This window comes from Flectobacillus sp. (assembly GCF_049240685.1).
In the GTDB taxonomy this organism is placed as follows: domain Bacteria; phylum Bacteroidota; class Bacteroidia; order Cytophagales; family Spirosomataceae; genus Flectobacillus.
In genome coordinates this window covers 5826-13408 of sequence record NZ_JBMLSD010000252.1, presented here as the reverse complement: position 1 = coordinate 13408, position 7583 = coordinate 5826, and the positions used below count along the sequence as shown (strand labels likewise).

Here is a 7583-nt window from a genome sequence, read left to right as displayed (position 1 = left end):
CATTTTGAATTTTAAAAGTATGCTTATGACCTATCTCTACATCAAAAAAGCGGTCGAGAAATATTTTTCGACCGCTTTTTTGATGGCTATTATGTTATGTCTGACTTAGTTAAAAATGCAAAGCATTGCGTCTCGAGGACTAGAATACACACATGCATTCAATCAAAAATCACTTAATTATGGGAAAATCTAAAAGATAAACTCATCAGCAATAGATACCTCTTTGAAAAATTGAGGATTTTGTTCCATTTGCGTTTCTCTTTTAACTTGTATTCCTGTCAAGTCAAAAACTCTTTCAAGGCGTTCTCCTGATTTTAGAAATTTCAATAATTGTGTCGTATAGACCCCATTGCGACCGTATCCGTTTTTCGCTTTATTGCCCCAATCGGTTGCCATAGCCAGATATACGTTACCTGCATTAAATCTGTTGAGTTGAATAGGGGTGAAGACATTTGCATCTTTCCAAGCCCTTTCGGTTTCAATATTGGCTCTAGCTTGAATCTGAAAGGGGTCATTTCTACAGGCGTCTAATACGATTAGATTATGCTTGGCTCCTCCTGTTTTGAGTCTTCTAAACAAAAAATCAATATTATAGGCAAAGTCATCCAAATCTTCAGGGCGCTTAAGTTGTGCATCTACAGGGATAATATATTTTTTGCCAGCAATCTCCATTCCATGACCTGCGTAGAAAAAAGTGGCCATTTCAGCGCCAGTAATTTTTTCTTGAAATGATTTGATGGCTTGTTTGACATTTTGCAAATTGGCATCAACCAAAATTTTTACTTCAAAACCTAAGGCGGTTAAAGCTTTACCTAAATCCTGAACATCATTTTTGGGGTTTTCACCCAAACTACCACCATAATTGTAGGTGCCGTTTCCTATCAACAAGGCAATACGTCGCCCTTTAGTTGGCATCGGTGTGTTGGTTAGGTATGGATTTATACTGGCTATTTGATTAGCAGGCGCTGGTGGCACAGTAATCGGAGGAGCACTAGCGGGAGTGGTCTGCTTTTTTGAGGTTGTTTTCTTGTTAATATTGACAGTATGAACAGGACTAATACCCTGAATCGATATATTTTGTGCCTCCAAGTCAAATTTTCCAATGGACAGTAACAGGAAAATTTGTAAGCATATAAGTATTCTCATGAGATAAGGATAATTTAAGTATTAGTGCTGAATTATGTATTGCGGATATAATTTTATGATTATCAATATTTTATATTTTGTTTCGATTCAAAATAAAGCTTTTCTGATGGCAATAGGCTATTGACAGAATGTTCTTGAGCTCCAAACAAGTTTTTGCTGAATACCCATAGACAGAAGCACAAAACTTTAATTTTATTTTACAAAAAGTAAAGTTCAGCACCGTTATTCTCAACTACCTCGACCATCGGACGCTGTAGACTAACGTTCGGTATAGCAGATTCGAAAACCAACAAAACTTGATCTAAAATCAGGTGTATGAAAATCTCTACTCGAAGTAAGGGTTTCTTGGGGAGAAGACTCCCAGCTTCCGCCTCTTACAAGCTTGCTATGCCCTCTCGAAGGTCCTTGAGGATTGTCTTTTTGGTTTTGATTATAGTAATTGCTTTGGTACCAATCCGAACACCACTCAGATACATTACCTGTAAGGTCATGAATTCCGAGGTCGTTGGCAGCGTAGCTACCCACTGGCGCTGTAAAGACGAATCCGTCTTGATAACCCCAAAAAATACGGTCGCTACTTTTGCTCCATTTCAATACGGTGGCAGTATTATCATCTGCCAGATTACTTACTCGAATATTAAAAGGTTGATAATTGCCCCAACTAAATTTGGTATGTTTATCAGCATTACCAGCTACAAATTCCCACTCGGCCTCGGTGGGTAGTCTGTATGACTTTCCTGTTGATTGCTTCAGCCAATTACAATAGGCCACTGCATCGTTCCAGCTCACATGTACCACTGGATGATTATCTTCCATTTCTTTACGTGGTGTACCAGAAGGGTCAAACCTCCAATTGATTCCTTTTTTTAACTCCAGTTTTTCACCATTAAAAACATAACTTCCTCCTTTTTTCTCTGCATCTGTTTTATACCCAGTAGAATTAACGAAAGCTCGAAAATCACTAACGGTAACTTCAAATTTACTGATATAGAAGTTGCTAATCTTTACATACCTAACAGGTTTTTCATCTGCTTTGCCTTGAGGGTTGCCCATTTGATAAATTCCTCCTTTCACCAACAACATAGTGGTATTGATACTTTGAGGAAGGTTTGTGCCGTAAACCCTCACTTTTAATTGGCCAGAAATACTTTCAAGATGCGTGAGAGGAAGCCATATAATTCTTTTGCCGTTGCCAGCTTCAACGACCCCAAGGTCGCCATTACAAGCATGATTTGGAATGTTTTTCCAAATAGAATTATTGATACTGTATTGGAGAATTACATTTTGTGCACCCCCATCCACAAGGTCATAGTCGACAATTACTTGGTCATTTTCGACTATGTAATCGACGTGTTGGATGCTTTGGGCATTGGCATATATCGAACCAAACAGCAATAAGGCTATAATCAGTTTCATGGATAAAGATACTTCAGGGTGGTTCAATCTATTTTAACAGGTATATGTTTTATAAGAGCAACAATGGCTCGAGGATAAATTATAGTATTGTCAAGATAGTGAAGTAGGGGAGCTAAAACGTTCGGGTTTACTTTCATAAAAATTAATGGTTAAACTACTTTTGGGGGTAATGTCAAGTATTAGTGCTGAATTGTTGGTGTAATTTCAGATTGCCTTAGCTCAACTATGTATTTCATTATTTTTGGATGCCATGGGCTCTAAGCAAAATACTGTAGACCAAAAGAATTGAAATATTACTTAGGAAGCCACAAGACCTTTGGGCAAGCAACCTTAACCGAGCGTCGAAAGTGTATGAAAACAATCTTATTTTACTAACCTATCTTAAATAATAGCTGAATGATGAGTTGTGAAGGTAAATTACATTTAACAATCCTTTACAATTCAAATTAATTTTATCTACAACGGCGAATTCTTTCCAAACAAACAAATGATAATATGTTTTAAAATACTTTTTACTTAACACCTAAGTCATTAGGATATAATCCTTTACCTAGAGTTTTCTTCTCTATTAAAAAGAAATTTTGTTGAATTATTTATGGTTTCTTTTTGGTCTGAAATACGATGATTGACTATAATTTTATGACGAAAAATAGTAGTTTAAGTCAAACAAAAACGAGAAAATTTATAAGATTTAGTGGTAAAAATCTACATTTCCTTTTCTACGCCTAGACCAAATAAAGCAAAATCATATTTCACAGGATCATTTGCATCAAGTTTTCGTAGGTTTTCAGTTAGTTCTAGGGCTGTTAACCAATCGGTATTAGAACGTTGGATAAGGCCTAACTTACGAGCTACACGATCTACATGGACATCACAAGGACAAACCAACTGTGAGGGTTGGATTCGTTGCCAGATACCAAAATCAACTCCTTTGTTGTCTGAACGAACCATCCATCTTAGAAACATATTAATTCTTTTGCAAGTGGATTTTCGCAATGGCGTTGCGATATGTTTTTGAGTTCGTGTTGGATAATCCTCTAAACTAAAGAAAAACTGATGAAAGCCTATGAGCGCATTTTCTATTGTTTGATCTGTATCTAGCAAAAATCGTGCAAAAGCATCTTCAAGTGAATCATATTTTAAATAATATTCTCTAAACCACTCGATAAAGTACAGGGTGTCGGTAGCATTGAACGTTCGATGCTTGAAATTGAGGAAGCGTTTGAGGTCAGTGGGGTGGTGTTGGGTGATGAACTGATAGGGAGCACCATCCATAAGAGTGATGAGCTCATTACATTTATTAATTATGGTTTTGCGTTGCCCCCATGCCAAAATAGAAGCCCAAAATCCCATAATTTCGATATCTTGTTTTAAGCTAAATGAATGTGGAATACAGATTGGGTCGTTGGGTATAAAATTTGGTTGATTAAACTCTTGAAACTTTTTTTCCAAGAGTTCTACTACAAATGAATTCATTCTTAATATTGGGATAGCTATTTTTTGATTTTTGATGCGAAAAACGCAATAATCTTGGACGGAATGGATAAAACCCATACCAAAACCGTGTACAAAAATGCAAAAGTAGCAATAGCTGGAAAAGCTAATGTATAGAGGATATTAAAAATGATTCCTCCTGTAGTTAGTGGTCTTTTTTGTCTTGGCATAATATAAAAACAAACAAGGGATAGTTACTTTTGTAAATATCCCTCGCTCGAATTAAGGAGTCAAATAGTTAATTTCTGCTTTAATTCGTTTGTCAACGGGATTTAACTTTTCAAAAGCACGTGGTGATAATTTAATCACAACTTTGTCGCCTCCAAGGTCTGGTAAGCGACCGATTACCTTTACCCAGATACTTTGTCCATTAGCAACATTTTTTACATTCACTAAAGTTCCAACAGGAGCCGAGCGATGCAAGGCAAGATATTTACCTGATTTATCTTCTACATCTATCAGTTCTGCTAAGCCTGTTTCTGTAGTTTTTTTGAACCCCGACTGCGAACGGCTCACTTCAGAGGACACTTTTACCTCTGGTTCGGATGTATTTACACCAGCAGTGCTTGCACCGCTTGTGCTAGGTACAGACGAAGCCACAGGGTAATTGGGCTGAACGTCTACTTTTTGTATAAAATTACGAGCTTCAGTTGTATTTCTTTTGTTGGCTTCAGCAGCATCTATAATTAATACTTGACCAACTTCAAGGTTATCAGACGAAAGGCTATTCCATTTTTTGATATCAGTAACATTAATATGATATTTGGCCGCAATACCATAAAGGCCTTGTCCAGGTTCAACAATATGCGTTACCATTTTTGGAGAATTGGTAGGCGCAGGGGTTGCTTGCTGTGGAGGGGTTGTTGGGTATTGAGGTAAAGGTTCTGCTTTTTTTGCTGGAGTTGATGACGCGTAGCTACCTCCTCCAAAAGAGCGTAGAGGTTTGTTGTAGGGTATTTTTAAAACATCTCCTACTTTGATGCCATCAGGTGCACCAGGGTTTGCGGCCTTGTATTCGGGCACGCTACTACCAAATCTCTTAACAATTGAGAACAAAGTTTGTTTAGGCTCTACCTTATATTTTACAAAAGTTTTATCACCTTCTCTTACTAATCCCAGTGAATCTTTTACGACCTCTTTGGCCTGTGCAGCAAAAGCTGAACCCGTCAAAACCAAACAGGTAAATGTTAATTCGCTAAAAGATTTCTTAATTGAGCTCATAACCGTGTAATTGGCATTTGTTCTTAACATATAGTAAAATTTCTGGTTTAACAGTGAAGGTGACTAGACCCAATCCCTCTGTTTCTGTTAATAGTTCGTTGAGCAATATTTCTTTACGATTATTTACAACTAAGAGGTAATTCCAGAGTTTATTTTCGTGGTAAAGATAATAAGAAATAATAATCTTGTCTTTATATTCTAAATAATCTACAGCTTTTTGGATATCCACATTTAATAAACGGTAAACGAAGCGATAGATTGCCGGAAAATACTCATTCTGTTCTGTATAGTGAACTGGTTGCAAATAACTAAAAGGCTGGTCGGAAAAATTATCTGATACTTGAGGGAAAAAATCTGATAGCTCGCCTGTTTGAATATTTAAGTAATGTTTTTGGGTAACTTGAGGTTTGGATTCTTCCGAAAACTCTATGAGCTCAACTTGGGTTTTATAGAGCTTCCCTAAGCTTTGCCACCATGTATTAACGGGACTAGCTTGTCTCCAGATGAGTTCAGACTTGAGTAAATCGATACAGATGAACTCCACTTTTCGATGAATTTCGTTTCGCAGCTCTGCAACTAAATGGTGCTCACTGAGTTGAATATTCCAGATTTTTTCTTGAAATGTATATGCAAATAGTTTTTTCACAAACAAGTAATTGATTAACGAAGAAAAAAAGTTTTAGGTATAAATAATGCTATCCCAAATTTTGAATTGCATCCTTGTTTTTTTATTTTTTTGATAAAAACTCAAATTTGTATACAATCAAAATCTTACAAAACTAAGACTTTAACTACAAACTATTTTATTTATCGATACCCTTTCCTTAAATTTAATGCCCTAATTGAAAAACGTTTTAAACATCTTAACTATCTACTAAGTTTGAGCAAAATTAAGATAATTATAGCTACATTAGGCTACAAACCAAATGCTCAAAGCGGATAATTTAAAGTTAAACCGTGCAATTTTATTTTATATTGTTTTTCTACAAGTAAAAGTAGTTATTAATTTATAGTTTATTAGTCAATAGAATACATTCTTCTGACTACTGGACAATACAAGAAAATATGATTCAATTGTTCAGACTTTTTCATTGAATTGTATAAAAAACAGTTTTAAACTGTTAAAAAAATAAGTCCAAGACTAAGTCTTGAACTATCAAAATGTGCTACAGATATATTATTGATTAAATATTGGAAACATAAGACATTGCAAGCTCTTTTTAAAGGATTGAGCAAAATCTAAATTTAGAATCATTTTATTGAAAATTATTGATATGAAAATTCTTGGAATAATTCCTGCCCGATATGCTTCTACTCGATTTCCTGCCAAACCGTTGGTGGATATTGGGGGAAAATCGATGATTCAACGTGTATATGAGCAAGCTAGTTCAGCAGAAATATTGTCGAAAGTAGTAGTTGCTACCGACGATGCTCGTATTTTCGATCATGTACAGGCTTTTGGCGGTGCAGTAGTTATGACGTCAACCGAACACCCAAGCGGTACCGATCGTTGTTTTGAAGCCTTGCAAAAAACAGAACTCGAATACAATGAGGTGTTTGACTATGTGATTAATATACAAGGAGATGAACCATTTATTCAACCTAAACAAATTGAAATTTTGGCAGGTTGTTTGGACGGTGCAACAGAATTGGCAACTTTGATAAAAAAAATTGAAGACGAAGTAACTTTGTTCAATGTCAATACGCCCAAAGTAATCTTTAATGAATTGAATGAGGCAATTTATTTTTCACGTCAGACTATTCCTCATCTTCGTGGAATTCCTCAAAGTGAATGGCTAAATGCGCATGATTTTTATAAACATATAGGTATTTATGCTTACAGAAGAGATATTTTGGGTAAAATAACCTCACTTCCGATGGCTGTTCTTGAAAAAGCAGAATCTTTGGAACAGTTAAGATGGCTAGCGCATGGCTACAAAATCAGAGTTGCTATTACTCCTTATGATAGTTTTGGAATAGATGTACCTGCGGACTTGAAAGAGGCAGTGGAAAGACTTAAGAAATAAGTAATCATGCAGAATTAGGTTTAAATTTTGTGTTTTAGGCACAAGGCAATAGGCAACAGGCATCAGGCATAAGGCAACAGGCATAAGGCAACAGGCAAAGAGTTGTGCTTGCCTAAAGCTTTAGGCCGTAAGCCGTAGGCCTTAGGCAAAAATTCTTTATAATTTCATGAAGCACTCCTTATTGCTATAGCTTACAGCTTAATGCCTAAAGCTTTAGGCATTAAGCCGTAAGCCGTAAGCCGTAGGCCGTAGGCAAAAGGTCTTTATAATTTCATGAAG

Annotated in this window: 6 protein-coding genes; 1 reads left to right on the top strand and 5 read right to left on the bottom strand. The window is 36.1% G+C overall.

Features of this window, described 5'->3' with window-relative positions; translation table 11 throughout:
• Window positions 1-189: 189 nt before the first annotated feature.
• The 5 genes from ACOVQ4_RS11565 to ACOVQ4_RS11545 form a co-directional block, all read right to left on the bottom strand.
• Window positions 190-1146 carry a caspase family protein gene (locus ACOVQ4_RS11565; RefSeq protein WP_421820798.1) on the bottom strand — a complete coding sequence of 319 codons (957 nt, stop codon included), beginning with the start codon at window positions 1144-1146 and terminating at the stop codon, window positions 190-192.
• Between the two features lie 258 nt (window positions 1147-1404).
• Entirely contained in the window at window positions 1405-2562 is a 1158-nt protein-coding gene (locus tag ACOVQ4_RS11560; protein ID WP_421820797.1) for a formylglycine-generating enzyme family protein, read from the bottom strand.
• Between the two features lie 705 nt (window positions 2563-3267).
• Window positions 3268-4038, bottom strand: coding sequence for a TIGR02757 family protein (locus ACOVQ4_RS11555; RefSeq protein ID WP_421820796.1), 771 nt, complete (start codon window positions 4036-4038; stop codon window positions 3268-3270).
• A 240-nt stretch (window positions 4039-4278) separates the two neighbouring features.
• On the bottom strand, window positions 4279-5307 hold the full coding sequence (locus ACOVQ4_RS11550) for a LysM peptidoglycan-binding domain-containing protein (protein WP_421820795.1): 1029 nt from the start codon (window positions 5305-5307) through the stop codon (window positions 4279-4281).
• Window positions 5264-5923 carry a DUF4905 domain-containing protein gene (locus tag ACOVQ4_RS11545; protein WP_421820794.1) on the bottom strand — a complete coding sequence of 220 codons (660 nt, stop codon included), beginning with the start codon at window positions 5921-5923 and terminating at the stop codon, window positions 5264-5266. Before ACOVQ4_RS11545 ends, ACOVQ4_RS11550 begins: the two co-directional genes overlap by 44 nt.
• Window positions 5924-6551: 628 nt before the next feature.
• Between ACOVQ4_RS11545 and kdsB the strand changes: the two genes are divergently transcribed.
• Window positions 6552-7304, top strand: coding sequence for a 3-deoxy-manno-octulosonate cytidylyltransferase (kdsB, locus tag ACOVQ4_RS11540; protein WP_421820793.1), 753 nt, complete (start codon window positions 6552-6554; stop codon window positions 7302-7304).
• The last annotated feature ends 279 nt before the right edge of the window (window positions 7305-7583 follow it).